This window comes from Gemmata palustris (assembly GCF_017939745.1).
In the GTDB taxonomy this organism is placed as follows: domain Bacteria; phylum Planctomycetota; class Planctomycetia; order Gemmatales; family Gemmataceae; genus Gemmata; species Gemmata palustris.
This window is the reverse complement of the sequence record NZ_JAGKQQ010000001.1, coordinates 3,763,292-3,789,096: the sequence shown is the minus strand read 5'-3', so window position 1 is coordinate 3,789,096 and position 25,805 is coordinate 3,763,292. Positions and strand designations below refer to the sequence as shown.

General features: G+C 65.6%; 18 protein-coding genes and 2 pseudogenes. 12 read left to right on the top strand and 8 right to left on the bottom strand.

Annotation, left to right across the window (positions count from 1 at the left end):
* Nucleotides 1–95: 95 nt before the first annotated feature.
* Together J8F10_RS15535 and J8F10_RS15530 are read right to left on the bottom strand one after the other, a co-directional pair.
* The gene (locus J8F10_RS15535) at nucleotides 96–2,405 is read right to left on the bottom strand and encodes a methyl-accepting chemotaxis protein (RefSeq protein WP_210655040.1); all 2,310 of its coding nucleotides are present in this window, start codon (nucleotides 2,403–2,405) and stop codon (nucleotides 96–98) included.
* Nucleotides 2,406–2,688: 283 nt separating this feature from the next.
* Nucleotides 2,689–4,692 carry a methyl-accepting chemotaxis protein gene (locus tag J8F10_RS15530; RefSeq protein WP_210655038.1) on the bottom strand — a complete coding sequence of 668 codons (2,004 nt, stop codon included), beginning with the start codon at nucleotides 4,690–4,692 and terminating at the stop codon, nucleotides 2,689–2,691.
* 75 nt (nucleotides 4,693–4,767) lie between these two features.
* On the opposite strand from J8F10_RS15530, the gene J8F10_RS15525 reads away from it, so the two are divergent.
* Nucleotides 4,768–5,220: a transporter gene (locus tag J8F10_RS15525; RefSeq protein WP_210655036.1), complete on the top strand. Its 453-nt coding sequence runs from the start codon at nucleotides 4,768–4,770 to the stop codon at nucleotides 5,218–5,220.
* 472 nt (nucleotides 5,221–5,692) lie between these two features.
* Nucleotides 5,693–6,886, top strand: coding sequence for an NPCBM/NEW2 domain-containing protein (locus tag J8F10_RS15520; RefSeq protein ID WP_210655034.1), 1,194 nt, complete (start codon nucleotides 5,693–5,695; stop codon nucleotides 6,884–6,886).
* A 179-nt stretch (nucleotides 6,887–7,065) separates the two neighbouring features.
* Here J8F10_RS15520 and rpsI (J8F10_RS38940) read toward each other — a convergent pair.
* From rpsI (J8F10_RS38940) to rplM, 3 genes and pseudogenes are all read right to left on the bottom strand, one after another.
* A pseudogene (rpsI, locus tag J8F10_RS38940) lies at nucleotides 7,066–7,167 on the bottom strand (30S ribosomal protein S9); the annotation flags it as partial.
* A gap of 207 nt (nucleotides 7,168–7,374) precedes the next feature.
* Nucleotides 7,375–7,701, bottom strand: a pseudogene (gene rpsI / locus J8F10_RS38935) (30S ribosomal protein S9); the annotation flags it as partial.
* A gap of 82 nt (nucleotides 7,702–7,783) precedes the next feature.
* Nucleotides 7,784–8,215, bottom strand: coding sequence for a 50S ribosomal protein L13 (gene rplM, locus J8F10_RS15510; protein WP_210655030.1), 432 nt, complete (start codon nucleotides 8,213–8,215; stop codon nucleotides 7,784–7,786).
* Nucleotides 8,216–8,510: 295 nt separating this feature from the next.
* Here rplM and J8F10_RS15505 point away from each other — a divergent pair, with 295 nt between their 5' ends.
* The 3 genes from J8F10_RS15505 (at nucleotide 8,511) to J8F10_RS15495 (ending at nucleotide 14,696) form a co-directional block, all read left to right on the top strand.
* Nucleotides 8,511–9,122, top strand: coding sequence for a hypothetical protein (locus J8F10_RS15505; RefSeq protein ID WP_210655028.1), 612 nt, complete (start codon nucleotides 8,511–8,513; stop codon nucleotides 9,120–9,122).
* A 182-nt stretch (nucleotides 9,123–9,304) separates the two neighbouring features.
* Nucleotides 9,305–10,837, top strand: a complete 1,533-nt coding sequence (locus J8F10_RS15500; RefSeq protein ID WP_210655025.1) for a serine/threonine protein kinase — start codon at nucleotides 9,305–9,307, stop codon at nucleotides 10,835–10,837.
* Nucleotides 10,838–11,066: 229 nt separating this feature from the next.
* Nucleotides 11,067–14,696 carry a PVC-type heme-binding CxxCH protein gene (locus J8F10_RS15495; protein WP_210655023.1) on the top strand — a complete coding sequence of 1,210 codons (3,630 nt, stop codon included), beginning with the start codon at nucleotides 11,067–11,069 and terminating at the stop codon, nucleotides 14,694–14,696.
* Nucleotides 14,697–14,793: 97 nt separating this feature from the next.
* Here J8F10_RS15495 and J8F10_RS15490 read toward each other — a convergent pair whose 3' ends face one another.
* Nucleotides 14,794–15,030: a hypothetical protein gene (locus J8F10_RS15490; protein ID WP_210655021.1), complete on the bottom strand. Its 237-nt coding sequence runs from the start codon at nucleotides 15,028–15,030 to the stop codon at nucleotides 14,794–14,796.
* A 451-nt stretch (nucleotides 15,031–15,481) separates the two neighbouring features.
* Between J8F10_RS15490 and J8F10_RS15485 the strand changes: the two genes are divergently transcribed.
* Nucleotides 15,482–16,660 carry a M24 family metallopeptidase gene (locus tag J8F10_RS15485; protein WP_210655019.1) on the top strand — a complete coding sequence of 393 codons (1,179 nt, stop codon included), beginning with the start codon at nucleotides 15,482–15,484 and terminating at the stop codon, nucleotides 16,658–16,660.
* Between the two features lie 126 nt (nucleotides 16,661–16,786).
* Here J8F10_RS15485 and J8F10_RS15480 read toward each other — a convergent pair whose 3' ends face one another.
* Both J8F10_RS15480 and dprA read right to left on the bottom strand, forming a co-directional pair.
* Nucleotides 16,787–18,340, bottom strand: coding sequence for a TIGR02996 domain-containing protein (locus tag J8F10_RS15480; protein WP_210655017.1), 1,554 nt, complete (start codon nucleotides 18,338–18,340; stop codon nucleotides 16,787–16,789).
* Between the two features lie 3 nt (nucleotides 18,341–18,343).
* Nucleotides 18,344–19,492, bottom strand: a complete 1,149-nt coding sequence (dprA, locus tag J8F10_RS15475; RefSeq protein WP_210655015.1) for a DNA-processing protein DprA — start codon at nucleotides 19,490–19,492, stop codon at nucleotides 18,344–18,346.
* Between the two features lie 210 nt (nucleotides 19,493–19,702).
* On the opposite strand from dprA, the gene J8F10_RS15470 reads away from it, so the two are divergent.
* The 6 genes from J8F10_RS15470 to J8F10_RS15445 all read left to right on the top strand — a co-directional run bounded on the left by J8F10_RS15470 (nucleotide 19,703) and on the right by J8F10_RS15445 (nucleotide 25,755).
* Nucleotides 19,703–20,701, top strand: coding sequence for a ribose-phosphate diphosphokinase (locus J8F10_RS15470; RefSeq protein ID WP_210655013.1), 999 nt, complete (start codon nucleotides 19,703–19,705; stop codon nucleotides 20,699–20,701).
* A 75-nt stretch (nucleotides 20,702–20,776) separates the two neighbouring features.
* Nucleotides 20,777–21,373, top strand: coding sequence for a DUF4190 domain-containing protein (locus tag J8F10_RS15465; RefSeq protein ID WP_210655011.1), 597 nt, complete (start codon nucleotides 20,777–20,779; stop codon nucleotides 21,371–21,373).
* Between the two features lie 78 nt (nucleotides 21,374–21,451).
* Nucleotides 21,452–21,952: a hypothetical protein gene (locus J8F10_RS15460; RefSeq protein ID WP_210655009.1), complete on the top strand. Its 501-nt coding sequence runs from the start codon at nucleotides 21,452–21,454 to the stop codon at nucleotides 21,950–21,952.
* A gap of 89 nt (nucleotides 21,953–22,041) precedes the next feature.
* Nucleotides 22,042–23,664 carry a phosphoglycerate dehydrogenase gene (gene serA, locus J8F10_RS15455; protein ID WP_210655007.1) on the top strand — a complete coding sequence of 541 codons (1,623 nt, stop codon included), beginning with the start codon at nucleotides 22,042–22,044 and terminating at the stop codon, nucleotides 23,662–23,664.
* A gap of 163 nt (nucleotides 23,665–23,827) precedes the next feature.
* Nucleotides 23,828–24,505, top strand: a complete 678-nt coding sequence (locus J8F10_RS15450) for a VgrG-related protein (protein WP_210655005.1) — start codon at nucleotides 23,828–23,830, stop codon at nucleotides 24,503–24,505.
* The gene (locus J8F10_RS15445; RefSeq protein ID WP_210655003.1) at nucleotides 24,502–25,755 is read left to right on the top strand and encodes a DNA methyltransferase; all 1,254 of its coding nucleotides are present in this window, start codon (nucleotides 24,502–24,504) and stop codon (nucleotides 25,753–25,755) included. Before J8F10_RS15450 ends, J8F10_RS15445 begins: the two co-directional genes overlap by 4 nt.
* The last annotated feature ends 50 nt before the right edge of the window (nucleotides 25,756–25,805 follow it).

Here is a 25,805-nt window from a genome sequence, read left to right as displayed (position 1 = left end):
ATCGTCCGTTTCCAACTTCTGCGGTGGGTCGGCCGTTCGCGGTATTTGTGCAGCGCGCGACGCGAAAAGGAATACGCAAGGCTGGTTGAACCGGCTCAGAACTCGGTGAACCCGTCGCCGCCGCTCCCGTTGCCGCGGCGGTCGAGTTCGTGCGTTTTGCTCAACGCGCGGGCGACCGCGGGCCGGGGCTTAGGGTTCGCGGACTTACTCCGGGGCGCCTTCACGGGTTTTGGGGCGGTGCGTGCCTCGTCGTGCCCGAGCTTGAACCGTGCGACGAGGTCACGCAGTTGAGCCGCCTGATCGGTCAGGGTCTGTGCGGTGGCGGACATTTCTTCGGTCTGTGAGGCGTTGCGCTGGGTGACGGTGTCCATCTGGGACACGGCCTTGTTGACCTGGTCGATGCCCGTGGACTGCTCCTTGCTGGCGGCCGCGATCTCGGTGATGATGTCGGTCACGCGCTTGACCGAGGTCACGATCTCGCCGAGCGTGGAACCGGACTGGTTCACGAGGTCGGTCCCGGCGCCCACCTTCTTGACCGAGTCCTGGATCAAGGCTTTGATTTCCTTCGCCGCCGTCGCGGAGCGTTGCGCGAGGTTGCGGACCTCGGACGCGACGACCGCGAACCCGCGCCCCTGCTCGCCTGCACGAGCGGCTTCGACGGCCGCGTTCAGGGCCAACAGGTTCGTTTGGAACGCGATCTCATCAATCGTCGTGATGATGTCCGCGATCTTCTTGGACGACTGGTTGATCTCGCCCATCGCCTCGACCGCGTGGCTCACCACGGCCCCGCCCTTCTCGGCCACTTCCTTCGAGCTGCTGGCGAGTTGGCGGGCCTGTTGTGCGCTGTCCGAGTTCTGCTTGACGGTCGCGGTGATCTCTTCGAGTGTGGAGGCGGTTTCTTCGAGGCTCGAGGCCTGTTCCTGGGCGCCCGTGGAGATCTCGTCGCTCGCACTGGACAGTTGACCCGACGCATCCGCCAACTGCTCCGACACCTCGCGCACGCCCTCCAGGGCGGTGCGCACCGAGTCGATCGCCTTGTTGAGCGCGACGGCCATCTGGCCCACCGTGTCGGTCCCCAGGTCCGGGGCCTCCTGCGTGAAGTCCCCTGCGGCCAGTGCGTTCACCGATGCCGTGATCGCCGCGACCTTCTGCTGCAGTTCGGCCGCGTCCTCCTTCACCTTCTGTTCCATGTTCTTGGCCGGGGTGATGTCGGTGGCGTACTTGACCACCTTGTAGGGCGTGCCGTTCAAGTCGAGGATCGGGTTGTACGAGGCCTGAATCCACACCTCCTTGCCCCCCTTGCCGATGCGCTTGAACTCGCTCGCGACGGACTCACCGCGGTTGAGGCGCGCCCAGAACTCCCGGTACTCGGGGCTGGACGCGAACGCGGGTTCGGCGAACATGCTGTGGTGCCGGCCCTGGATCTCCGACAGGCTGTAGCCCATCGTGCGCAGGAAGTTCTCGTTGGCGCTCACGATGGTCCCGTCCATCTTGAACTCGATCACCGCTTGGGCCTTACTGATGGCCGCGATCTGGACCGCGAAGTCCGCGTTCTGCACGCGCTGCTTGCCCACTACGTCCCACTGGACCTTGTCTTGTTGGAGCGCCGTGTGGATGCCCTGGACCGTGGCGTTCAGGGCCACGCCCATCTGCCCGAACTCGTCGGTCGAGGTCACGTCGGCTTTCTGGGTCAGATCGCCCGAGGCCACGGCCTGGAGCACTTTGGCGGTGGCGGTCAGTGGGCGCACGATTAGAGATCGGAAGAAGACCCCGAGCGCCAGGGCCGCGAGAACCGCGGCCCCGATCACACCGAACATGGTGGTCCGGGCCGTGGTGTATGCGCTTCGCGCTTGGGCGGCGTCCTGCTCGCCCGCTTCTTTCTGAAGGTCGATGAGGGCGTTCAACGTGTCGCCCATTTTGGTCGCTTGCGCCATCGAATCGAGGCACCGCTTTTCGGCCTTTTCGAGGTCGCCGGCTTTGAGTGCCGCCATCGTCACTTCGTGCGCGCGGCGGAACTCCTCGAGTTGCGGCCGGAACTCGCTCCAGAGGGGCTTCTCTTTCTCGCTCATGGGGAACGATTCGTACCGCGCGTACCCGTCTCGGATGGCGACCCAAGCTTTTTCTAGGCTGGTCGCGGCGCGCCGGTAGGTCTCCTCGTTCTTGCTCCGGGTCGCCAGGATCAGCGTCCGCTCGTTCCGCTGGATCGTGTAGATCCCCTTCGCCCGGATCTCGTTCAGCGCGTTGATCGACGGGATCAGGTTCGCGTTCGCGTTCTCGAGGGCCTCATTCATCTGGCTCATGGACTTGAGCCCGCAGTACCCGACGCCGACGCTGGCCACCGCGAGAAGGAGGAACCCCCCAATGAGTCGGGTACCGATCCCGAGATTGTTGAACTTTGTCCACATGAGAGCTGTGCCTTATATCTGTGCCCCGAACTGCGGTGCGGCCGGTGGCGAAATAGTCAATTTGGCGAGTCTAACAAAATATCTAGTTCGCAATCACTCATGCAACCGAGCCATTCGGTCCGATTGGCGAGTTGTGTTACTGAGGCCGCTGATAAATGAGTTGTGACACGAGCGCCGGGCCATTTGGCGCCGGCGCTCGTGTCACAACACGGTGTCGGGGCGGGTGCTTCCCCTGCTCCCGAAGTTCCAAGCGCCCACCGTATGATACACGATGGGGCGGACATTAGAACTCGGTAAATCCGCCGTCCCCGCCGCTCCCCATGCGGTCCAGGTCGTGCGTCTTGCTCAGCGCGCGGGCGACCGCGGGCCGGGGCTTGCTGCTCGGTTTGCCCCGGGAAGCCTTGGGCGCGGGGCGCGGGGCCATGCGTCCGCTGTCGCTCAGCTTGAACCGGGAGACGAGGTCGCGGAGTTGGCCGGCTTGGTCCGTGAGGGTCTGAGCCGTGGCCGACATCTCCTCGGTCTGCGAAGCGTTCTTTTGGGTCACGGTGTCCATTTGGGAGACCGCCTTGTTGACCTGCTCGATGCCCGTGGACTGCTCCTTGCCCGCGGCCGCGATCTCCGTAATCAGGTCCGTCACGCGCTTCACGCTCGTCACGATCTCGCCGAGCGTGACCCCGGACCGGTTCACGAGCTCGGTCCCGGCGTCCACCTTCTTGACCGAGTCCTCGATCAGGGACTTGATCTCCTTGGCCGCCGTCGCGGAGCGTTGCGCGAGGTTGCGAACCTCGGACGCGACGACGGCGAACCCGCGCCCCTGCTCGCCCGCACGGGCCGCTTCCACGGCCGCGTTGAGGGCCAGCAGGTTCGTCTGGAACGCGATCTCGTCGATGGTCGTAATGATGTCCGAAATCTTTTTGGACGACTGGTTGATCTCGCCCATCGCCTCGACCGCGTTTCCCACCACGGCCCCGCCCTTTTCGGCCACCTCTTTGGAGCTGCTAGCCAACTGGCGCGCCTGTTGCGCGCTGTCCGCGTTCTGCTTCACCGTCGCCGTGATCTCTTCGAGCGTGCTCGCCGTTTCTTCGAGGCTACTCGCTTGTTCCTGAGCGCCCGTCGAGATCTCGTCGCTCGCACTGGACAGTTGACCCGACGCATCCGCCAGTTGCTCGGACACTTCACGCACGCCCTCGAGTGCGGCACGCACCGAGACGATCGCCTTGTTCAGCGTCACCGCCATCTGGCCGACGGCGTCGGTTCCCAGGTCCGGCACCTGTTGGGTGAAGTCCCCCGCCGCCATCGCGTCGACCGTCATCACGATCGTATCGACCTTTTGTCGCAGTTCCGCGGCCAGGGCCGCGTCGCGGTCGGCCTGCTCTTGCTTGATCTTGGCCTCCCGCTCGGCCTGCTCGCGCTTGGTCGCGGCTTCCTTCTCGGCCCGTTCGCGCTCCTTCTCGACCTGGACCCGCTCGACTTCTTTGGCAGCCACGAGCGAGCCGATCGCGGTGTTCAGGGCCACTGCCATGCGCCCGACCTCGTCTTGCGAGTTCACTTCAGCCCGTTTAGTGAGATCGCCCTTGGCCACGCCCTCGAGGACGGCTACCGTCTGCCCGAGCGGGCCGGTCACCGACACCGAAATGGCCAGCCCGAGCCCGATGGCGGCGAGGACGCACCCAGCGATGGTCGCGAAGAGGGTGGACCGCGCCGACGTGTACGAACTGTTGGCCTGCTTGTCCTCATCTTTCGCTATCTCTTCCTGTAAAGCAAGGGCTTCTTGGAGGGAGTCGTTCATTCGGTTGGCCGTTTTTAGCTCACGGAGGGACGCATCCTCCGCCTTTTCATACTCGCGCCGGTCCACGAGGCTGACGATCTCTTCGTGATCGCGCTTCCAATCAGTGAGGGCACTTTGGAGCTCCTTCCAGAGTGCCGCCTCCTTATCGCTCATCGGGAGGGAGCCGTATCCCTTCATGCCTTCTGCGAGCATCTTCCACCCGGCGTCAATGTTACCCCGGGTGGCTTGGACCAGTTTCTCATCATTCCGCTTCGCGACAACAATCAGCGTGCGTTCCCCTCGCTGTACCCGGAGCGCTCCGGCTCGGAACTTGTCGAGGTTGAGAGCCGAGGGCACGAGGTTGGTGCCGGCGTTCACCTGGAACACCCGGATTTCGCTGAGCGCGCCGAGGGCTGTGTACCCGAGGAACGCGCACCCGCAGGCGACGAGGAGGAACCCGGCAATCAGCCGGGGGCCAATGCGAAACTTCATGAGGAAGGCGAGGAGGGGCTGGGGCATGTGCAAGTCATCCTAGGCATGTGGCAACCCGGTGCCGGATCGCGGAATGCGTCGGCTCCCGAATCGAGCAGTCGTATGGGTCAGGAAGCAGATACCGGTGAACCGACCGCGCGCGGCTACCTCCCGCTCGCCCAGTCGCTTTCCGTCGGGTACACGGTGACGTCGCGGCTCGGCGCGTACCCCGAGTGCTACGCGATCGCCCCGTCCGGGGCGGCCCCGGCACAGGTCGGCCCGCAGTTCTACTACAACGGTGGGCTGCTGTACCAAGTCACGCCCAACTTCCTGCTCGACGCCCGGTTCGGCGTGGGGCTGAACAAACAGGCGGACGACTTCTTTACCGGGGTCGGGTTCGCGATCCGGTACGGAGCGCGGCACTCGGGTCGTACTTTTCACGTATTTTGGGGAGCGAGTCTTCCCCATGCTCTTATCGAAACTATAAAACAAGATTTGCGTCGTAACGTCGAAATGTGCCGGTTTTTGTGCGTACAGGTGTGCTGCACAGGCCCGTGCTATAACGAAAATAAGTAGCACTGTTCCAAGTCTGTTTTTATCCAAATGTCCACTTCCGTATAATTGCGCGTGGATCAGGGACGCGGCACGCAACACGGACCCCTTCGGGCGGGAATGGTCGGGATGACGTGTTAGCCAGAGCGGGCGGAGGTGAGCCAATTGTTAGCCAGAGTTAGCCCGCAGCATGGTGATGACCGGGAGAATAACTGTGTCAAAACCCTGAAATCCCAGCAGTTGTTGCGTGTTTCACCCGGTGCGGCACCCAGAAATCTCCCCGCGGGCCGAAAATGTTAGCGAATGTTAGTGCGGCTGGTAAGCAAGAGCGCACAGGGCTTCCGCCCGGTGCTACGAACGCCGGCCCTCCGGGGCGAAGAACGATACCTTCCGGCGCGGAACCCCTAATGCAACATTCAAAGACCACCATCGGGGCCGTGACGCCGTAACTTACTCATTGGGCGGCTGACCCAATGGGAAGTTTGCTTCGGAGTCGATGATGTTGCCACTCGTTCTCGTTCTCACGCTCTCCGCGCCGCCGGGACCGCCCGCGTTCACGGTCGTCGGGAGCGGCGATAGCACACCAACCGGGAAGCTCACGGCGGTGTCGCTCGCGCTCGGCGCGCAGGTCGCGACCCCCGACGGGGCGCAGACCGTGCAGGGATTGGTCGCTCTGCGGAAGCCCGGTGCGGTTCTTCCGCCGTTACCAACGGGAGCACACATCGTCACCGCGGCCGGGGATCGCGTGCCCGGAAAGGTGACCGGCGGCGACGCGAAGGCCCTGCGCTTTACCCACGCGACCAGCGACGAGGGGTGGTCGATCGCGCTCGACGCGGTCGCGGCCGTGTGGCTGAAACCCCCGCCGGCCGATACGCCGCCCGATCCGGCCAAATACACTTGGCTGGCCGGCACGCCGACGCGCGACGTACTGCTCTACCGCAACGGTGACGCCGCACGCGGCACGCTCACCGGGTTTACCGAAACGGGCGTGAAATTCACCCCGGACGGCGGAACCGCGCGTGACGTACTACGGACCGATCTCGCGGCCATCGGCTTCAACCCGCGCTTCGTCCGCCCGCGCAAGCCGAAGGGACCGTATGCGCACCTCGTGCTCTCGGACGGCACGCGACTGAGTGTGAACGACGTCACGTTGAAGGACAACGCGCTCGTTTGCAAAGCGCTCTGCGGCCCGGCGATCGAAGTGCCGCTCGCAAAGTTAGTCGCGCTCGATGTGTTTCAAGGCTCGGCGGTGTACCTCTCGGATTTGAAGCCGAAGAAGGCGGAGACGGTCGGCTTCCTCGGCGACGGCTGGGCGTGGACCGCGGATCGCACCGTTCGCGGCCACCCACTGCGCCTCCTGTCGGACGACGGCGAGGACACGTTTGATAAGGGGCTCGGCACACACCCGAAGACGGTGCTCACCTACGATCTCGCGGGAAAGTACAACCGCTTCGAGGCGATCGTCGGGCTCGATGCCGCAACGGGTCAACGCGGGCGCGCGGACGTGCGCATTCGCGTCGATGGCAAAGAGGTTCCGCTTCCCGAACTGAAGGTGCTCGCGGCCGGAAATGCGATTCCGCTGAAGATGGACGTCCGCGGCGCGAAGGAACTCACGCTGGTGATCGACTTCGGGCCGGCCGGTGACGTGCAAGCGGACGTGAATTGGGGCGGGGCACGACTGGTGGACTAGTACGAAGTCGTGTGTCTTGGCGGCCGGCGTGAGCCGGCTGGTTCTTGCTCCCGTAACGCCAACAGCCGGCACGAGAAGGCTGGTAAGAACTTGGCGCAGTTTGTTGCGCCGGTCTCTCACCAGCCGGCTCACGCCGGCCGTTCGCCGAATACCCGTCAGCGGCCACTCGTGAGAGTGCGTTACCGCTTCGAGAACTGCGTCCCACGGCGGGCGCCGCGGAGACCGTACTTCTTACGTTCCTTCATGCGGGCGTCGCGGGTGAGGTAGCCCGAGTCGCGAAGCTTCTTCACCATGCCACCGGCGACATCGGCCGGGGACGCGGGAGCGGCCGGCGTGGTGGTCGGGATGAGCGGCGTGAGCGGCGCGCCCTCGGCGGGAGCCGCGGCAACGGGAGCGGCCGGCTTCGGCGCGATGGCCTTGGCCTTGGCTTGCTCTTTCTTCTCGTCGCGGAGGGTCTTGATGACGGTCGTCGTACCGAAGACCTTCGCCTTTTGTTCGTCCGCGGGGCTGAACATGGTCTTCATCGCGCGGGCGAGGCCCTGCGACACGGCCCCGGCCTGGCCGGTGATGCCGCCGCCCTTGGCGCTCACGAACACGTCGACCCGGCTCAGTTGGTCGGTGATCTTCAACGGGCCGAGGACCGCGGCGCGGTCCTTGTCCTCGTTGAAGTATTGGTCGAACGGCTTGCCGTTGATGAGCACCTGGCCCTTGCCCTCGGTGACCCGGACCCGGGCCACGGCGGTCTTGCGCCGACCGGTGGCGATGTAGTAGGTGCGGTGGACCTTTGCGGCTTTCGCGGGCTTCTTCTCGGCCATTGTCGGTGAGTCCTTGAACGATGCCGGTGGAGTATCGTGGAGGTCGGAACCGGGCCGGGTTGTTCACCCGCGCCCGCCGAAATCACTTGATTTTGAGTTCTTGCGGTTGTTGGGCCTGGTGCGGGTGCTGGTTGCCGACGTACACCTTCAGCTTGCCGAGCTGCTTGTACCCGAGCGGGCCGCGCGGCATCATGCGCTTCACGGCGCGGCGGATGATCTCTTCCGGCTTCCGGGCGAGCATCTCTTTCGCCGAGGTGATCTTCTGACCGCCCGCGTAGTGCGAGTAGTCCTGGTATTCCTTCTGGTCCCACTTCTTGCCGGTGAACTGCACCTTCTCGGCGTTCACCACGACGACGAAGTCGCCGGTGTCGCAGTGCGGGGTGTAGGTCACCTTGTGCTTGCCGCGCAGGACGTTCGCGATCGTGACCGCGAGGCGGCCGACGACGAGATCGGTGGCGTCGATGACGACCCAGTTCTGTTGGACGGTCGCCGCGTTCGCGAGAGTTGTGGACATCGTTTACAATCCGCTTCCGGCCCGGGCCGGGGTGACAAAAACAGAGTACGCGACGCTTCATCGGCGCCGGAAGACTATCATGCTACGGCACCGGCTCCGGCCGTCAAGTCCGCTACAATGGGTAGTTCCAAGTTCCGAGTTCCGGGTCGAAACGCACGCGCCCCGGCCCGAAGGCCCACGCGGGGTGCTCGAACGCGCCGACCGGAACTCTGAGATTGGAAAGGTTCGATACCCGCGCCCGAATGACTGAGTAGTCGTCCCACCGCGACCCGCTAACGGTCGCCAGGAGTCAATCATGGCCGCTGCGCCCGCTCTCGCTCCGCCGCACGAGTACCCGACGTTCGGCCTCCCGTCGGGTTCGGTCCGCGGCATCTTATCGGTACTGATCTGCTCGTTTTTCTGGATCGTGCTGCTGCACCCGGCCGGCTCCGTCGTCACGGTCCCGCTGGGGCACTTCTTCCTACTCACGCTGGTGTTTTTGGCCTTCGCGTCGCACCCGGGAACGGACTCGCGGACCTCGGCCGTGCTCCCGTGGCTGATGCGCGTGATCTTCGTGGGCGGTAGCGCGGCAGTGGTCGGGTTCGCGATCTGGACCGACACGCACGTGACCGCGGCCCGGCTCACCCCCGGTGCGGCGGAGATCGCGCAGTGGCCGGTGCTCTTGGGCTGTCTGGCGGGCGGGTTCGGGTTCGGGCTGTTCCTCCGGTTCGTGATCGGGCGGAACCACAACCTGTTCCTCACGATCCGCGCCTGGGTGGGGATGGTCGCGATACTCTTGCTGTGCGTGGAAACGATCCTCCAGTTCCTCGTGCTCCCGAACATGGCGGAGAAGAACCTGGAAGCACTGAAAATCTGGGAGGGCATCATCATCGCGGCCGTCGCCGGGTACTTCGGATCGCGCGCCTGACCAGCGTGGCGTGCGGCGTGCGGAACGTGGAGTGAAGGCAAAAACCGGGTCCGCGTTCCGTACTCCACGCTCCGAACTGTGGAGTTTGCGTCCCGCCTGAAACTGTTCTAACGTTGGGCGGAAATCACGTCCCCGCCCGAACGGAATTCCGGGCGGCGGTGTCCCCGCACGCACGGTGAGCGATGTCCGTACCCTCCTCGGTTGAAGAGCTCCTGCAACTGATCCGCAAGAGCGGTATGGTGGACGAGGCGAAGCTCTCCATGTACCTCCAGCGGCGGAACCTGACCCGCGGGGTGTCGGCGGACCCGCGCGAGCTCGCGGACGAACTCGTTCAGGACGGCATCCTGACCTACTTCCAGTCCGAACAGTTCCTGCTCGGGAAGTGGCGCGGGTTCACGATCGGGAAATTCAAGCTGTTGGAGCGCGTCGGCGTGGGCGGCATGGGGCAGGTGTTCCTCTGCGAGCACATGTTCATGCGCCGCCGGGTCGCGGTGAAGGTGCTGCCGCCCGCGAAGGCCGAGCAGCCCGCCGCGCTGGGCCGGTTCTACCGCGAGGCCCGCGCCGCCGGGAGCCTCGACCACCCGAACATCATCCGCACGCACGACATCGACCAGGACGGCAACCTCCACTTCATCGTGATGGACTACGTCGACGGGCCGAACCTGCTCGACGTGGTGAAGAAGTTCGGCCCGATGGACCTCCGGCGCGCGGTGAGCTACGTGCGCCAGGTCGCCGGGGGGCTCGAATACGCCTTCCGCAACAAGCTCATTCACCGCGACATCAAGCCGGGCAACATCCTCATCGACCGCAAGGGCGTGGCGCGCATTCTGGACATGGGACTGGCCCGGTTCCTGAACGACCACACGGACCAGCTCACCATCAAGTACGACGACAAGATCGTACTCGGCACCGCCGACTACGTGGCCCCGGAACAGGTCGCGAACAGCCACTCGGTGGACATCCGGGCGGACATCTACGGGCTCGGAGCGACGTTCTATTTCCTGCTCGCCGGGCACCCGCCGTTCCCTACGGGCACGGTGTCGCAGAAGTTGCTCTGGCACCGAACGAAGGAGCCGACCCCGATCCGGCAGATCCGGCCGGAAGTGCCCGAGGGGTTGGCCGTCATCGTCGGGAAGATGATGGCGAAAGACCCGAAAGCGCGGTACCAGACGCCGGCCCAGATCGTCGCCGAACTGGAAGCGTTCGCGTCGGCCGTGGTGCCGCTCCCGGCGGCCGACGAGATGCCGGTACTCAGCCCGGCCGCGATGGACGGAGTGGCCCACGAAGAAGAGTGCGAAGCGGTCGTTGAAACGCCGCTCAACACGGCCGCAACGCTGAACGCGCCGTCGGGCATTCAGGCTAAAGGGGCGACCGCGGTGATGACCCCTCCGGCCCTGAACCCGTTCGGTGCGCCGAGCGCGTCGCCGTGGGGGACCGGCCCGCGCCTCCCTCCGGTGAACCCGCTCGCCAAGCCCGGTTCGCGCCCCGTCATGGCCCCGCTCCCTTCAGCACCCGCGCGTCCTGATGCGGCCGAGGCGCAAGCGCCCCCGGCTTCGCGCCCGGGGCTGTTCCTCCCGGTCAATCCGTTCGGTGGCGAAGCGAGCTCACAAGCCACTGAACCGCCGGTGAAGAAATCGCCGTGGGCCGTTCTCGGCGCCGGTGCCATCATCGGTGTCGCGATTGTAATCGCCGTGGTGCTCGCCAAACTGTTGTGAGTGATTGCGTTCAGCCCCGCCTCGGCCCACCACTTGAGGCGGGCGCGGGGCCGTGGCGCGCCGTTCGGCCCTCCACATCGGCCCGTGATAATCCGCTCAATCACCCCAACCTTCCGCGCGCGGCTCACGTTCGCACAGATTAGCCTTCCTCGTTTGCCTCTTCGCGCAGTAATCTTTACCCATCCCACCTGCTTTCTCTCGCGCTTCTTTTCGCGGAGACCTTCCTGCCATGCGCACACTCTCCCTTGCGTCACTCGTACTCGTTCTCGCGGGGTTAACGCCTCACGCTCCAGACGCGACCGCGGCTCCCCCACCGGCCCCACCAGAGTTCGCACCCAACCAATCACCCGCGAAGCCGGAACCGTTTCCGGTGAAGATGGTCGACCAGGGGCAATTCGACCCGAAACTCAAAGGCACGTATCTGCCCGAGGGCTTCAAAGCGGAAATCGTTGTTGATGCACCGGACGCGATCAACCCCGTCGGCATGACCTTCGATCCCGAGGGCAACCTGTACGTGATGGAATGGCGCCCCGACGCGGTGACCGGCGACAAGTGGTTCGAGGTGAAAGAAACCTTCCGCTACCGCGACGGCACCGTCAAGCAGGTCGCGACGATGAAGAAGTTCACCACCGACCTCATCAAGATGTTCAAATACTCCCCGAGCACCGGGACGTTCGAGAAGCCGCAGATCATCATCTCGGAAGAACTGCCGTCCAGTATCCTCTACCACGAGGGCTGGCTCTACGTGACCGGGCGCGGGACCGTGCGCCGGTGGAAGCAGTCGAAGCCGAACGGCCCGTGGGACGTGCGCGAAACGATCGCGCAGGGGTTCTGCGGGTTCCACCACCACCAGGTGTCTGGCCTCACCATCGGGAACGACGGGCTGCTCTACCTCACGAGCGGTGACGACGACAACTTCGTAGAAGGCTCGGACGGGAGCCGCGCGACCGTGCTCCGTACCGGTGCGGTTTTCCGGTGCCGGCCCGACGGGTCGAAGGTGGAGACCTACTCCATCGGTTACCGGAACCCGTACCGCGACATCGCCTACGACGACAAATTCAACCTGTTCCACACCGACAACGACCAGGAAGACGGGAGCAAGTTCCAGGGCTGCCGGATCATGCACGTGGCCGAGGGCTCGGACTTCGGCTGGCGCCTCCGGATCGGCGCGCGGTGTTGCCAGACGGACTTCGTTCGCACCGCGGTCGCGGGCGAGTTGCCGGGCAAGGTGCCGCCGATGATTAAGACCGGGCGCGGGTCGCCGGCCGGGATGCTCATCTACCACGACACGCGCATCCCCGAGCAATACCGCGGGCTGATGTACTACCCGGACGTGTACCGGAAGCTGGTTCGCGCGTACAAGGTCGCGCCGGACGGGAGCACGTTCAAGATCACCAACGAGCTCGAGTTCATGAAGAGCGACGACCCGCTCTTCCGCCCGTGCCAGATGATTACCGGGCCGGACGGGGCCATCTACGTCTGCGACTGGCGCACCAACTCCGGCGGCGCCGGCAAGCTCTCCGGCGACGGCATCAACGGCCGGATCTATCGGATCACCTGGGCCGGTACGTCGGACAAGCCCGCACTCGCGCGCCGGGGAATGGATTCGTGGGCGAAGATCGGCAAGCAGTCCGATGCGGACTTGCTGAAAACGCTCGCGGCCCCGGACCTGACCGACCGCGTCGAGGCCCGCAAGGAACTCGTGCGCCGCGGACCGAAGGCGCGCGACCTCGTGTTGAAGAAGTTCGTTTCCGGGGCACTCGACGGCGACGCGCGGATCGTGGCGCTCGGCGTGCTGCAAGCCAACTGGTCGCCCGAAGTCGAAGACCTGTTCCGCCTGCTGATGAACGACGATTCGGCCGACGTGCGCCGGCTCGCGGTGGACGGGCTCGCGTACAACGCGAAGCCGAAAGACCAGCGCGTGTACGAGGCGATTCTGAAGGCGCTCGGGGACCGCGAACCGGCCGTTCGCCGGGCGGCCGCGCTGGGGCTCGGGCGCCTCGGGGCCGACGGCTCCGGGGAAACGCTCGTCAGCTCGCTGCGCCAGGACGCCGAAGCCGACGTGTACCTGAAGGACGCCTACGTCCGCGCGATCGAGCGCCTCGGCAAACCCGGCATCGACGCCCTGCTGACGCTCGCGCAGACCAGCGACAAGGGCACCGACCTCGCGGTCGAAGTGTTCCTCGGGATGCGGACCAAGCCCGCGGCCGACGCGATCCCCGAAATCATGCTGCACCCGCACGTGACACCCGCCCAGCGCGAGGCCCTCGTGCGGTCGTACACGAACTACCACCTCGACCCGCCCGTTTCGCTCGACCCGCTCGCGGACTACCTCACGAAGCGCCCGAACGAGCCGGCGAACGTGCTGCTCGCCGCAGTTGATGTGTTCACGGCGAGTGGCGCTGCCCTTGCTCCCCGTGCGGTGAATCTCGTGCTCGATTTGCTCTCCCGCCCGGACGAAATGACCCGCCTCTCCGCGATCCTCGCGATCGAATCGGCCCGTATCAAGGAGGCGACCCCGAAACTGATCGAGTTCGTCGGCGATTCCAACCGCACGCAGGTCGAGCGGGTCGCAGCGGTGAAGGCGCTCCGCGTACTCGGCGACAGGGCCGCCGTCGGCCCGATCAAGACGGTTCTCGGCGGCCAGCACCCCGCGCTCCTGAAAGCGGAAGCGCTCCGGGCGCTCGCCGCGCTCGACATCGCGTCGGCACGGACCGCGGCGGAACCGCTGCTGGATCAACCCGACCCGACGCTGCTCACGGAAGCCGTCACGGTTCTGGCCGCGACCAAGCCCGGTGCGAAGCTGATCGGCGAGCGGTTCGTGGCGAAGAAGTTGCCCCGCGAGTTCTTCGCGCAGGTGAATGATGCGCTCAACAAGTTCGCGGACGACCCCGCGTTCGCCAAGCTCCGCGCGGACGTGCTCCGCGGCGGGCTGCTACTTTCGCTGGAGCCGGGGCAAGTGGATAAGATCCGCGTTCTGGTGAACTCGAAGGGCGACGCGAAGAAGGGGAAGGAACTCTACCTCAACACGAAAGTGCTCGCGTGCGCGACGTGCCACCGGGTCGAGGGCGTGGGTGGCGCGGTCGGCCCGGACCTGACGCGCGTGTGGGACACGCACACCGTTGAGAAGTTGCTCGAATCGATCGTCGACCCGAGCAAGGAAATCAAGGAGGGCTTCCAAACGTACCGGCTGACGACGACCGACAGCAAGGTGTACACGGGGCTGAAGGTCAAGGACGACGCGAAGGAAGTCATCATCCGCGACGCCAACGGGCGCGACAACCGGGTCGCGAAGGACGAAATCGAGGCGCTGGCACCGAGCAAGATTTCGCTGATGCCGGACAACGTGGTGTCGCAGATCACGTTCGATCAGTTCATCGACCTGCTCGCGTTCCTGAAGAGCAAAGCCGAACAGGAATCGTTACGCGGACTGGTGGTCGATTCGACTGTCGCGGGACCGTTCCCGGCCGATATGACGGGCAGCTCGATCGATACCATCGCGGACGACAAGTGGAAGCCCCTCGCGGCGGAGCCGAACGGCAAAATGGACCTGCGGGCCGCGTTCGCGCCGACGAACACCCCGGCCGTTTACGTGCGGGCCTACGTGTTCGCGCCGAAAAAGCAGAAGGCGGTGGTCGCCCTCGACAGCACGAACCCGTGGCGGGCGTGGGTCAACGGCTCGACCGCGTCCCCCGTGCAATCGTTCGAGGTCGAACTGAAGCAGGGCTGGAACGTGGTCCTGGTGAAGGTAGCGAACAGCGGTAAGCCCGCGACGCTGGGCGTGCGCGTGACCGGCGACGGCCTGCGCACCGCGGCGCGGCCGGACGCGCTACCGAGCGGTGGCGCGGGCGGGCAGTAAACCCCGTTTCGAGTTCCCGTGTCGTGTTCCCCGGAAGACACCGAGCCGTTGGGCTCGTGTTTCGGGAAACGCGACACGGAAAGCTACAAAAACTGGCTTAGTAGATACCGCCGTGGATGCGCTCGGGCGTCAGGTGGCTGGGCTGGTCGTTGAACCAGAACCGGCGCCACTCGTTCTGGATCTGGCGCAAGTCTTCCGATTGATACAACAGTTGTTGCATCCGGATGTTCGGGTCGCTGGAGTACTGGTTGAGTAGGCACCCGCTGTTAGCCGTCAGCGCGGTGGCCGCGATCAACGCCAGCAGTAGTTTGCGGAAGATGAGCTTGCGGACCATGTCCGGCCTCCGTGCGCTGTGTACTTTGCTCGCCGCGTGGCGTCCGCGTCCCCCACGCTGACAACCACCCGGCGAGCCGTGCCCTACTTATCGGCGCCACCCGTCCGGTCCTTGAATCCAATTTTGTTTTTCTGACCCGCGCAATCGGAACGCATTGGGCTCGTGGCGCAAGAGCCACAGGTTCGGGCGGATTTCAGCGCCCACGATCCCGCCACACCAGTTCGCGATCCGTCCGGAGTGGGCCGATCCCGTGAACGCGCGAAAGAACGACGGCTCCCGACCCAGCTTCTCGGAATTCGTTACGCTACCCAAATAGCCAAACAGCCGCTATTTCGCGACCGTTCTCATCAGCGGTGGATTCTGCCGAGGTCGAGCTGTTACGATCACCGGCAGCATTGTCCGCAAAGTGAGGGGCCACTTTCGGTCCAGATCGAACCGGCGGGGAGGGGATATGCTGCTACACGAGAAAGCCGACCAAGCCCAATCGCTCTTGGCCGAGACCGGGCTGGACTGCTGGCTGACCTTCGCGCGCGAGACGGAACTGCACCCCGACCCGGGTATCGAACAGGTTGTCGGAGCGGGCGTGGTACGGAACTCCGCTTTTCTCTTTACGGCCGGCGGCGCGCGCGTCGCGATCGTCGCCAACTTCGACACGTCGGCGATTCGCGCCAGGGGAGTGTTCCGGGAGGTGGTCGGCTACGACGAAGACATTCGTGGACCGCTCTTGGCCGCGCTGCAGCGGCTCGGCCCGATGACGATCGGGCTGAACTACAGCACCGACGACGTGACGGCCGACGGCCTGACCCACGGCCACTGGCTGCTCCTCCAACAACTACTGAGCGGCACCCCGTACCTCGACCGGTTGACCAGCGCCGCGCCGCTGCTGGCCCGGTTGCGCGGGCGCAAGTCGCCGGCCGAGGTCGACCGAATTCGCCGCGCCGTGACCGTGACCGAACGGATCGTCGGCCTGCTCACTCCGCGAATTCGGCCGGGGCTGAGCGAGCGGGAGTTGGCCGCGCTGGTCCACGCGCACTTCGCTAAATTGGGCGTGGCGCCGGCCTGGGCGCTCGAGGGGTGCCCGATCGTCAACAGCGGCCCGGTCTCTGATCTGGGCCACACGTACCCGTCGGACGCGGTCCGCATCGAGCCGGGGCACTTGGTCCACATCGACCTGGGCGTCCGCGTTGACGGTTACTGCTCGGACCTCCAGCGGATGTGGTACGTCCGGCGCCCGGGCGAACCGGGACCGCCCGCCGACGTTCAACGGGCCTTCGACACGGTCGTGCGCGCGATCGACGCCGGGGCCGGGGTTCTGCGCCCCGGGGTGCGTGGGTTCGAGGTGGACGCCGCCGCCCGAGAGGTCGTGGTGGGGGCCGGGTACGCGGAGTTCAAGCACGGGCTCGGGCACGGCCTGGGCCGGGCGGTCCACGACGGCGGCACCATGCTGGGACCGCGCTGGCCGTGCTACGGCCGCAACGTGGAAGCCGCGGTCGAGGCGGGCAACGTCTTCACTCTGGAACTGGGCGTGCCGACCGGGGCCGGAATCGTCGGTTTGGAGGAGGACGTGCTGGTCACCGCCACGGGGTGCGAGTTCCTCTCGTCCCGGCAGCGCGAGCTGATGCTCGTGTGAGGCACGGGAGCTATGTGTGTGCCACTGCGAACGCGATCGCAAGTAGGACAGCTTCATACGTGTGGACGCGGCCGGTTGGCGTGGGAGCGGGTGGAGGTACGGGTTCGTTTTACAAACGCCACAGCATCAAAGGCGAAACCGGCTGCCGCCGATGTGGAAACAATTGCGGAACCCAGCCTCGAGGATTGCGTGAGCGGTTCCATCAACTGGAGAGGCCCGGAAATATTGGAGTTGAGCGAGGTACGGGCTACTGGCCAGCGCTTGTGCGCCGGTCGCATTGATCTCCACGCCCCAGAAATCAAGGACATCAATGTGCGCCGCAGCCGGCCACGTAGCCAGCGCACGGGCGCCCTCTGCACCGAGCTCGGATTCGCGAAGCACGAAGCACGCCGGTGCCCGATCGCCGAACCATTTCAGTAGTGCGCCAAAGTCCTCCTGTGCCAGATTGGTGCCGGCATCAAAATACACGATATCGGCCGGGCGCGGCTCGTTTACCCCGCTACGATGATCCCGAAAGCACTCTAACTCAAGGGGCGACGCAGCGTTGAGTCGGCACTTTGGGAACGCTGCAATGCGCAACCCGCGCGCCATCGAATGTGCCAGTGACTGGTACTCGATGGCCTTCGACTCGATGTGCAGCACAGTCAACCCACACAGCGCCAACGAAGCGAGCAACGCCCCGATCCCGCGGTCGGCGATGCCCGTATCTCCGATGTGCAGTTCGCGAAGAGCGGCAAGCCCGGGCGCGTTTGCGAGTTCCACGGCCTCGCCGTCACCCAGCGCGCCATCAAAGAACGCCAAGACGCGCAACCTCGGTAGCGGGCAAAGCGCCTCAATAGTCGGAGCGGTTCCGCGCCCGTTGAAGCATGCTGCCCGTAACCCGCGGAGGTGTGGCGCGCGGAACAATCGGTCCCGCAAGTCGGCCGGCAACTCGACCGCGGAGTGAATTGATAGCTCGTTCACCCCCGACCAGTGCGGCGAGTCGGCGATCGCGGCCAGCGCCCGCGTACCGTGTTCGTCTCTGGAGCTCACAAAGAGCTTTCGCACGCCTGCCGCCTGTGGGGACGCGGATAGTGCGACGAGCATGTCCGCATGCTCGGGCTTGCTCACATGCACCGACAGGTCGCGGCACCATGCCGCGAGGCCCTTTATGGCCTCGTGCCCCGTCGGCACCAGATCGAAATCGAAGTCGACCCGCACCCGCGGGCACGCCGCGGCCAAGGCCGGTAGCGCCGCGCCGAACTTCTTCCAGTTCCGCACCGTCACCCGAGCCGGGAATCCACGGTCCGTGTCCTCGTCCCAGACGATTCCCGCCGCGCCCGACTTCGGTAGCCCTTTGGTACGAGCTTTTGCCGAAAGCGGCCGCAAGCGCTCGGCGGCGCGGTACAACTCCGCGCGACGCGCCACCGCCGGGAGCGCGCGCGGCCAGCGCACCCAATCGATTGCGAGACGATCCATGCGCTCGCAGTAGTCGAACACTTTTGCCGCAGCGGAATCGTCGTCCCGAAGGCGCGCCAGTTCGCACTCGGTGCGTATGAGCGCGGCCCATGCCGACGGCTCGGCGGTGCTCCGTTTCGCGTCAGGTTCGTTCTCGTCGAGCCAGTCGGCGAACACGAGTCGCGGAGTGTCATCGCCGGGGTGGGCACAGATTGCGGCGAGGAGCGCGCTTCGATCGGACACGGTTCACCGCCGTTCGTAGAAGTTGCCGGGCAGTCGGCGCACAACTTTCTTCAGTTCCAACTGCATGAGCACGCGCGACAGGTCGCCGACCGCCAAACTCAGTTCGCGCGCCAGTTCGTCCGCGTGGCGCTTGGTCGCGAGCGCATCGAACACCCGCTGGTGAGTGGGTTCGAGCATCGGTAACGGGGCAGGGGGTGGGGCTTCGCTGGGCGCTGGGGCCGAACGGGTTCCCCCTTCCGATTTCTGCGCTCTGGCTTCGGAGATCCGGTATTCCGGCGTCGAAATGCCCTTCAGGTCTTCGATCACGTCGTCCGCGTTGCGCACGAGTCGGGCGCCCTTGCGAATGAGTTCGAGGCTGCCCGCGCTGGCGGAACTGTCCACGGCCCCCGGCACGGCAAATATTTCGCGCCCCTGCTCCGCCGCGTGCGTCGCGGTGATGAGCGCGCCGCTCTTCGCGTTCGCTTCCACGACGATGATCGCGCGACCCAGCCCGCTGATGATGCGGTTCCGCGCCGGGAACATGCCCGGCTGCGGTGCCACCGTCATCGGCGTTTCCGTAACTAAACATCCTTGCTTTGAGACTTCGTCCGCGAGTTCGGCGTGTTCCGGCGGGTAGATCGCCGACAATCCGCCCGCGAGCACCGCGATCGTCCGCCCGCCCGCGTCGAGTGCCGCCCGGTGCGCGACACCGTCGATCCCGCGTGCGAGGCCGGAGACGATCGTGAAGCCCGCTCGGACGAGGTCGCGCGCGAGTTGTTCGGCCAGTTTCCGCCCGTAAGCGGTGCAGGCGCGCGAGCCAACAATGCCGATCGCCCTGGTATCGGCTTCCACCCACGCCCCGCGGAAATACAACAAGGGGGGCGGGGCGACCACGGCCGCGAGTGGTGCGGGGTACCCCGCGAAGCCGAGCGGCACCGGTGAAACGCCGTGCTTTTCGAGGAGCGCGCGTTCGGGGCCGGTGTCAATGGCCCGGAGCGCGGCCGCGAGCGCGCCGGCCAGTTTCTCCCCGATGTGCGGTATTTGCAGCAGTTCCGGCGCGGTCGCGCGGAGCGCTGCGGCCGGGGAGCCGAACCGCTCCAGAAGCGCGGCCGTTAACTTCGGCCCGAGTCCGGGCACGAGTGCCAGCGCCAAGTGGTCGTTGAGATCGGACATATCGGCGTGAAATTGAGGGCGTTGGGGCGGCAACGCGCTCGGGGCGAGCGGGCCGGCTTGGGGTTTTCACGATACCCGATAGCCGATATTCCCGACACACCCGATTTTGGTACCCGACGCACCCGATTCCGATTGGGCGCTGGCGGTTGTGTTCCTCGTGGCGCATAATGCGGTTCCGGGCCGTGCCCCGAACCAATTCAGGAGACGGCCGTGTTCGGCAACGGCAACAATCACAAGCTCAAGATCTTCAGCGGGCGCGCGAACCGGCCCCTGGCCGAGGGCGTCGCCAAGGTGCTCGGCGTGCCGCTGGGCAACATGACGCTGGGTGACTTCCCGGACAAGGAGACGAGCGTCCGCATCGAGGAGGACGTGCGCGGCCGGGACGTGTTCATCGTGCAGCCGACGTCCACGCCGGTGAACGACCACCTGATGGAGCTGCTCATCATCCTCGATGCGTTTAAACGGGCGAGTCCCGCGCGCATCACCGCCGTGCTGCCCTATTACGGCTACGCCCGGCAGGACCGCAAGGACAAGGGCCGCGTACCGATCTCGGCGAAGCTCGTCGCCAACCTCATCACAAAAGCCGGGGCCGACCGCGTCCTCGCCCTCGACCTGCACGCCGCTCAGATTCAAGGCTTCTTCGACATCCCGGTGGACCACCTCTACGCGGTCAAAGAAATCGCCAAGCACGTCCGCAGCCTCGGCATCGACCAGAGCGAACTCATCGTGCTCAGCCCGGACGAGGGGAGCATCAAAAAGGCGCTCGACTTCCAGAAGAACGTCGGCGGGAAGATCTCCGTTGCCGACAAGCGCCGGACCAGCGCCACCGAGATCAAGCACGGGCACCTGATCGGTGCGCCGGTCGACGGCAAATCGGTCGTGATCTACGACGACATGATTTCAACGGCCGGGACCATCGTGGGCGCGGTCAACGTGGCCCGGCAGCACGGCGCGAAAGCGGTCTACGTGTGCGCCACGCACGGCGTGCTGTGCGGCCCCGCGATCGAGCGCTTGGGGTCCGCGAAAATCGATCAGATTGCCATCACCGATAGCATCCCGCTCCCGCCGGAGAAGCAGCTCCCGAACATCAAGGTGATTTCCGTCGCGTCGCTGATCGCCAACGCGATCCAGCGGATTCACGGCAACGAGTCCGTCAGCGAGCTGTTCAAGGACGAACCGCCCATCACGCGGGAAATCAACACGAAGTAAAGAACCGGGGGACGAGACGCGGAACTCGTTCCCGGAACTCACTTTTTCTCCCAGTTCCTCACTTCACCAACTCCAATGCCCAACATTCAGGTCACGTGCCCGGAGTGCAAATCGGTGCTGGAGATCGGCGCCGAGTTCGCGGGCCAGGAGATCGAGTGCGGGAGTTGCCTGCACGTGTTCGTTGCGGAACCCCCGCCCGCGCGCCCGGACAGCGCCGGCCGGTCCGGTTTGGGTTCCCGGCGGCGCAACGAAGAGGTGCCCGAAGACCGCGAGCGGAGCCGGTCGTCACGGAGTTCCCGGCGCCAAGACGAGGACGATTACGACCGTCGCCCCACGCGCCGGCGCCGAGACGAGGATGATGAGGACGGCTACGAGCCCCGGCGCCCGAGCACCGGTCCGGGCGCGGCCTCCATTTTCGCGTTCGTGCTCGGCCTGTTGAGCAGTCTCGCCATCCCCGTCACCTGTTGCGGGTGCTGCTCCATGCTCACGTGGCCGATCACGGTTCCACTTGGCATTGCCGCGATCATCACCGGCGCGTTCGGGCTCAAAGATCCGAAGGGTAAGCCCCTGGCGATTATTGGCATCATCTTCGGCGCTGTGGCGCTCGCCTGCGTCTTCCTCCAACTCGTGATCGGTTTCGGTCCGCTTATGGTGCCCCCCGGTGCGCGATAGCTCCGCCCCCGGCGGTGAGTGGTGTGGGATCGGTACAATGCCCGAAGCCCACCCACTGCCGTTCAATCGAGGCGCCTCATGCTCCGCTTCTGTGTTCCGCTCGCGGCTATTGCACTCGCGTTCTGCGGGTGCTTCAACGACCCGAAGCCGGCCCCGACCGCGTTCAAGTCGGAGCCGCACGAGCACTCGCACGAGTTGGAACACATGATGGTCGAGGACGCGGGGCACTACCACGCCGCGCTCACCGCCCACCTCTCCAGCAAGGACGGCAACGAACTCGACGTGTTCTTCCTCGCCGCCGATGACCTCAAGAAATCTGTCGCGTTGCCGATCGCGAAGTTCACCGCGACCGCGAAGACCGCCGACGGCAAAGAGCACAAACTGGAGTTCGAGCCGGCCCCGATGGACGAGCGCAAGGACGATCCCGCCGGGAAGTGTTCGCACTTCGTCGCGAAAGCCGGCTGGATGCAGGCCAAAGACGTGCTGACCGTCTCGACGACGGTGACGATTGACGGCAAACCGACGCCGATCGAGTGGAAAGACTTCAACCCGAAAAAGTATGCGCATCACGAAGATTAGTATTCGGTGGCGTGTTTCCGGGCCGCTCCGCGGCGGCGGGATATAAAACACTCTGCCCAAAACACCAAACACGAAACACCAAGCTCTCCATGCCGCCGCGCGTACTGATTGCTGACAAGTTGGAAGCCCCGGGGATCGAACTGCTTCAAGCAGCCGGGCTCGAAGTGGACAACCGGCCCGGCCTCAAGGCCGACGAACTCAAAGCCGCACTTCGGGGCGCCGACGCGGTCATCTGTCGCTCTCAACCCAAACTCAGTGCCGAATACTTCGAGGACACCGGCAGCCTGCGCGCGATCGCGCGCGCCGGCGTCGGCGTGGACAACATTGATGTCGCTGCGGCTACCCGCAAGGGCGTCGTGGTCATGAACACACCCGGCGGAAACACCGTTTCCGCCGCGGAACACACCATCGCGCTGCTCCTCGCGCTCGCCCGGCGCGTCCCGGTCGCAGATGCCACCATGAAGGCCGGCGGGTGGGACCGCAACAAGTTCGTCGGGACCGAGGTCGCGGGGAAGACGCTCGGCGTCGTCGGGTTGGGGCGCATCGGGCGCGAGGTCGCCCGCCGCGCGAAGGGTATGGACATGAAGGTGATCGCCCTCGATCCCTTCGTCACCGCGGCAAAGGCCGCCGAACTCGGGTACGAGACGGCCGCGAATTTGGACGACCTCTTACCGAAGGTCGATTTTCTCACGCTTCACGTTCCGCTTGGGAACGACACCAAGAGTCTCATCGGGGCGCGCGAACTGGGACTGATGAAGAAAACCGCCCGCGTGCTGAACGTCGCCCGCGGTGGCATCGTGGACGAGAAGGCCCTCGCCGATGCACTTGCCGCGGGCACCATCGCCGGCGCGGGCATTGATGTGTTCACCGTGGAGCCGATCGTCGCGGACAACCCGCTTCTGAAGGCACCGAACATCGTGCTCACGCCGCACCTCGGCGCCTCCACGCTGGAAGCTCAGGAAAACGTCGCGATCGAAGCGGCGCAACTCATCGCCGACTTCCTGCTCAAGGGCCAGGTCGCGAACGCGGTCAACATGGCGGCCGTGAACCCCGCGGAACTCGCGGAGGTGCGGCCCTTCGTCGATCTCGCGCGCCGGCTGGGGTTACTCCAGGCGCAAATCGCCCAGGGAACGATTCGCCGCGCATCGCTCACCTATCGAGGTGAACTCGCGGGTCAGAAGACGCGACTGCTTACCGCCGCGTTCACGGCGGGGATGCTCGAGTACCGCTTGAGCGAGGGCGTGAACCTCGTTAACGCGGAAGTGCTCGCCCGCGAGCGCGGGATCGAGATCGCGGAATCGTCCAACCCCAAGAAGGGCGACTTCGCCGCGCTGCTCCACACGGAAGTCGAAACCGAAAAGGGTACGACGGTCGCTGCGGGCACGCTGTTCGGCGACCAGTACCTGCGGCTCGTGCAACTCGGGCCGTACCGCATGGAGGGGTACCTCGACGGCGTGCTGCTCGTGTTCCTCCACCGCGACGTGCCGGGGCTAATCGGGTTCGTCGGCACGATCTTCGGCACCCACGGGGTGAACATCGCGCAGATGACCGTCGGCCGGCAGGCCCCCGGGGGCGAGGCGATCGGCATCCTGAACCTCGACAACCCGCCCTCGGAGGCGGCGCTCGCCGCGGTGAAGAACCACCCGCAAATCAGCTCGGTTACGATCGTGAAATTACCCGCGGCGGGCGAACTCCCGGCGTGGCTGGGCTGAGCACGAACACCCTCGGAGCCGCCGGCCCGAAAGCCCGGCGGCTCCGAGGGGCGCCTCTTCATTTCACCGGCCGGGCGCCCACGCCCCTGTTCGTCACTCGAATCGGCGCGGCAATTCCGCAGAACAAACTATTGAGCGCGGAACACCAACCCCAGAAGCTCCCATGCGCCAATTTCTGTCTACTGCGTGTTTACTCCTCGCAGGCGCGCCGGGCGCTCTGGCCGCGGACGAAGCGCTCGGCAAGTTGTCCGAGAAGTACGAGTCCGGCGGGCGCGGACCCGGTACCGTTTCTACGGGTAAGGGCGACCCTGGCGGCGTGTCGTATGGCACGTACCAACTCGCATCGAAGATCGGCCGCGCCGACGAATTCGTAAAGAAGCACTACCCCGAAGAGTTCAAGGGACTGAAGGGCGGGAGTGACGAGTTCACCAAGAAGTGGAAGGAACTCGCGGCGAAAGACCCAAAGGCGCTGCACACCAACGAGCACGCCTTCATCAAAGAAACGCACTACGACCCGCAAGTGCGGCGGCTCGAGCGCGACCTGAAACTCGACGTGACCAAGCGCAGTGCGGCGTTCCGCGACGTCGTGTGGTCGGTCGCGGTGCAACACGGGCCGAATACCGACGTGATCGTGACCGCGGTGAAGCCGCTGTTGAAAGACGCGAAGGTTGAAGACGTGACGGACGAGGCGATCATTCGCGCGGTGTACGCGGAGCGCGGGCGCAAGGACAAGGACGGCAAACTCGTCCGGTTCAAGAACGTGGGCGAAGCACTGATTCCCGGACTCACCAAGAGATTTGAGCGCGAGCAGACCGACGCGCTGGAGATGCTGAAGAAGTGAACGAACGGCACGACAAACGATTGCCGCGCGACCCGAACCGGCGCCGGGCGCTGACCAACGTGGGCGGCGCGATCGACACCGAGGGCGACCGCGCGGACGCGGACCGGCTCGCACACGCGCTCGCCGTCCCTCCGGCCACGGACGACGACAACGACCCGGCGCGCTCCCACGTTCACGGGTTCCACACGTACCCCGCGCGCATGCACCCGGGCACGGCCGCGCGCCTCGTGGGGGCGTTCGTGCCCCCGGGCGGGCGCGTACTCGATCCGTTCTGCGGGTCCGGGACCGTGCTCGTCGAGGCCCTCATTGCCGGCCGGAACGCGATCGGTACCGACCTGAACCCGCTCGCCGTGCGCCTCGCGGCCCGCAAGACGCTCCCGCGAACCGCGAACGAACTCGCGCACCTCACCACGCGCGCCGCCGAGTGCGCGGAACACGCCGACACCCGGCGCAAGGCGAAGACCGGCGCGAGTCGGCGTTTCTCTACGGAAGACATGACCATGTTCGAGCCGCACGTGCTGCTCGAGGTCGATTCGCTCCGCGCGAAGATCGAAATGTTCCGTGACGATCCCGCCCGCGCCGATCTGGAACTGGTGCTGTCGTCCGTGCTGATTAAACTCTCGCGCAAGACCGGGGATACTTCTGCCGGGATCGGCACGCGACGCACCGCGGCCGGGTTCGCGGCGCGGCTGTTCGTGCAGAAGGCGCAAGACCTCGTCGCCCGGCTCGCGGCCCTCGGCCGGTTGCTCCCGCAAGCGCCGCCGACCGTGACCGTGATTTCGGACGATGCGACGGTGCTGAAGCATTTGCCGCCCGCTCCGATCAACGCTATCATCACGTCGCCGCCCTACGCGGCCACTTACGACTACCTCGCGCACCACGCGCTCCGGTTGCGCTGGCTCGGGCTCGATGCCGCGCCCCTCGCGCACGGGGAGATCGGTTCGCGGACGGCGTACTCGCGGTTAAAGCCAAAGGACGCGCGCGGGGCCTGGAGCAAGGAACTCGAGCGCTTCTTCCGGGCCGCAGCGCGCGTGCTCCCCCCGGGGGCACCGCTCGTCCTCATGATGGCGGATTCGGCCGTCGGCGATGTGGCGATTCGCGCCGATGAAGTGGTCGCCGAAGTCGGCCGCGTGTGCGGCCTGAATCCCTCCGCTCGCGCGTCCCAGGCGCGCCCGCACTTCCACGGCCCCACCGCGCAGGCGTTCCAAGCCCGCCCGCGGTTCGAGCACGCCCTTCTCCTGCGCAAGTAGGAATAGGAACACAGGGCGCGAGCCCTGTGTACTTTCTTGTGGGCGGTTCG